3 protein-coding genes and 1 pseudogene are annotated in these 2,973 nt (G+C 73.0%); 2 read left to right on the top strand and 2 right to left on the bottom strand.

Annotated elements, in window-relative coordinates:
- Positions 1 to 177 (top strand): annotated as a pseudogene (locus ACWCSD_RS50645) (DNA-binding transcriptional regulator); the annotation flags it as partial.
- A 10-nt stretch (positions 178 to 187) separates the two neighbouring features.
- Here ACWCSD_RS50645 and ACWCSD_RS50640 read toward each other — a convergent pair.
- Both ACWCSD_RS50640 and ACWCSD_RS50635 read right to left on the bottom strand, forming a co-directional pair.
- Positions 188 to 853, bottom strand: coding sequence for a nitroreductase (locus ACWCSD_RS50640; RefSeq protein ID WP_397157950.1), 666 nt, complete (start codon positions 851 to 853; stop codon positions 188 to 190).
- 14 nt (positions 854 to 867) lie between these two features.
- Positions 868 to 2,277, bottom strand: coding sequence for a serine hydrolase domain-containing protein (locus ACWCSD_RS50635; protein WP_449926708.1), 1,410 nt, complete (start codon positions 2,275 to 2,277; stop codon positions 868 to 870).
- A 204-nt stretch (positions 2,278 to 2,481) separates the two neighbouring features.
- Between ACWCSD_RS50635 and ACWCSD_RS50630 the strand changes: the two genes are divergently transcribed.
- On the top strand, positions 2,482 to 2,973 hold a 492-nt coding region (locus tag ACWCSD_RS50630; RefSeq protein ID WP_449926706.1), incomplete at its 3' end, for an alpha/beta fold hydrolase.

Below are 2,973 nucleotides of genomic sequence, written 5' to 3'. Positions count from 1 at the left end.
GCCGGGCCGGCGGGCGAGCGCTGGTGGCGGGTCGAGCTGCGGGCCGAACGGCTCGACTGGCTGCCCGGCGTGCTCGCCGCGCTCGACCGCCCGTTCGTCATCGAGCGTCCCGATGAGCTGCGCGACCTCGTCCTCGACGTCGCCGGCCGCCTCGCCTCCCGCGCCCGCCGATCCTGACCGCCCGGCGTCACACTCCGACGAAGCTCACCGTCTCGGCCAGGTCGGCCCGCCCGGTACGCAGCGGCGGCACGTCCTCCCTCTCGAAGCCCACCGCGACCCCACAGAGCAGGACAAGTCCGTCATGGGCGCCGACGGTCTGGCTGACGGTCTCGCGGTACATCGTCCACATCACCTGGGGGCAGCTGTGCATCCCTTCCGCCCTCAGCAGCAACATGACCGTCTGCAGGTACATCCCCGCGTCCGCCCACTGCCCGGGGCCCATCGCCCGGTCGAGGTAGCAGAACAGGACGACCGGCGCCCCGAACGCCGCCGAGTTCAAGGCGGCGATCCGCCGCGGCCGGTCAGGGGCGTCGCGCTCGATCCCCAGCGCCTTGTACCGCTGGTCGGCCGCGGCGGCGAACCGGTCCAGGTACGGCGAGGTCAGCTCGGCCGGGTACATCGGGTACTCCCGCTCGTCGCCCGGATCTCCCGCCAGGGCCCTGGCCGTCGCCCGCCGTTTCAGCTCGGCCAGCGGCTCACCGGCCACGACGTACAGCCGCCACGGCTGAAGGTTCCCGCTCGACGGGGCCCGTGTCGCGGCGGTCAGCACGCGTTCGAGCACCTCCTTGGGGACCGGCTCGTCGCTGAACGCCCGCACCGCCCGGCGGCTGTCCACGGCTTCGTACACGTCCATGCCTTCTCGCCCTCTCACGTCACCCTGCCCGTGCGGGCCGCGGCGAGCAGCCGTGCGGCCGTCACCGCCGCGCCCGCGACCGCGGCCGTCACCAACCAGATCATGAACGTCGGATACAGACAGACCACCTGGATCCACATGATGTCGCCACCCCGCAGGAGCACCCGCATGATCGGGACGATCATGACGCACAACGCGAGCGGGGCCAGCTGTGGCAGCAGCCGCAACCGCCGCCACCCCCCGTACACGACGGCCCAGCGCCGGGAGCGGGCCACCCCCCGTACGGCCAGCCCGACGGTCGCGAGGGTCAGCAGGACGAACAGGATGTCGGTGACGAGGTAGGGCGGCGAGGAGGGGATCTCGGGTGTGCCTCCCTCGATCAGGGCGACCAGGCCGTCCATGAGGGCGCCGGCGTCGCCGAAGGCCGTCCCGGTGTTCGCCATGACCGCGACGCCGTACCCCCGCTCCGGCATCAGCAGCTGGGCGGCCGTGGAGGTGAACAGGTCGCCGTCGTGCCGGACGACGGGGGTGCCGCGCGCGGTCTCGCCGATCTCCCAGCCGAGGGCGTACTCCCCGTCCTGCTCGGACGGCGTGCGCATCTCCTTGACGCTTCGCGGGGAGAGGATGCCGTCGTTCTGCGCGATCAGCCATCGGGCCATGTCGCCGGCGGTGCTGAGGATCCCGCCCGAGCCGTTGCCGAACCCGGGCGGCTCCGGCACGGCGACGGCCCGGCCGAGCACGACCAGATGGCCGCGGGCGCTGCCGGGCAGGTCGCGGTCGGTGTCGACCGTCCTGCTGTGGCGCATGCCGAGGGGTGTGAAGACGTTCTCGTGCAGGTACGCCGCGAACGGCTGCCCGCTCACCACCTCGACCAGCCGCGCGGCGACCTGGTAGTTGGTGTTGTGGTAGCTGAAGGCGGTGCCCGGCTCCGCGGCGAGCCGGGCCGTCCTCAGCCGGGCCACGGCGCCTTCGAGCGTGCGGGGCTGGGGCAGGCTCTTCTCGCGGAAGGCCGAGTCGGCCATGCCGGAGGTCTGGTTGAGCAACTGCCGCACGGTGATCCGGGCGGCCCTGGGATCGGCCATGGTGAACTCGGGCAGGTGACCGCGCACCGGCCCGTCCAGCTCGACCTGGCCTTTCTCCACCAGTTGCAGGACGGCGAGCGAGGTGAAGGACTTGCTGACCGACGCCACGGCCATAGGCGTGTCCGTCGTCACCGGCTCGCCGGAGGCGGTCCGGCCGTACCCGGCGGCGTGGACGACCCGCCTGCCCTTGGTGATCGCGACCGCGACCCCGGGGAGCCCGGTCGCCTCGCGGTACCTCGTGACGAAGGCGTCCACCGACGAGGGGGCGAGGTCCTGGGGCGGGGCCGGGCCGGACGCGAGCGGCAGGGCGAGGCAGAACACGGCGACGATGTCTCTGAGCACCCGCCCAACGCTATGGATCACCCTCGTTCCGCCACCATGGCGAAGTCCCTCCGCTTTTCCTACGGAAAACCGCCATTCCCTTCTGGAAGCCGGGCGGGCCCGCCTGGAACGCGCCTGCACCCCGCCAACCCGGGAGCGATTCGTCTGTTTCGCCGGAAATGAAACCTGCGGTGCACAGGTGTCCCTGATGGCTACCGTGGCGGAGTGCACACAGTGATCACGCGAGACGGCCGCGCCCTTGCCGTGGAGCAGTGGGGCGTCCCCGACGGGACACCCGTCTTCTACCTGCACGGCACCCCCGTGGGACGCCTGGCCCGCCACCCCGACGACTCCTTGTACACCAGGCTCGGCATCCGGCTGATCACCTTCGACCGCCCCGGCCTCGGCGGCTCGACGCCGCTGCCCGGGCGGCGCGTCGTGGACGGCGCGGACGACGTCGTCGCCGTGGCCGACGCGCTCGGCCTCGACGAGTTCGCCGTCTACGGGGTCTCCGGCGGCGGGCCGCACGCGCTGGCGTTCGCCGCCCGCCACCCCGGGCGGGCCGTCCGGGTCGCCTCGCTGGCGGCGCTGGCCCCGCGCGACGCCGAGGGGCTGGACTGGACCGACGGGGAGGCGGAGGGCGAGGCCGAGGGCGACGGAGTGGCCGCCGGCTTGGCGTTGGCGCTCTCGATCTGCTTCAGCGCCTCCTCCAGCCGC

The sequence above is a fragment of the Nonomuraea sp. NPDC001684 genome (assembly GCF_053596515.1).
Note: the sequence above shows the minus strand (reverse complement) of the source record. Positions and strands in the feature narration are given on the sequence as shown.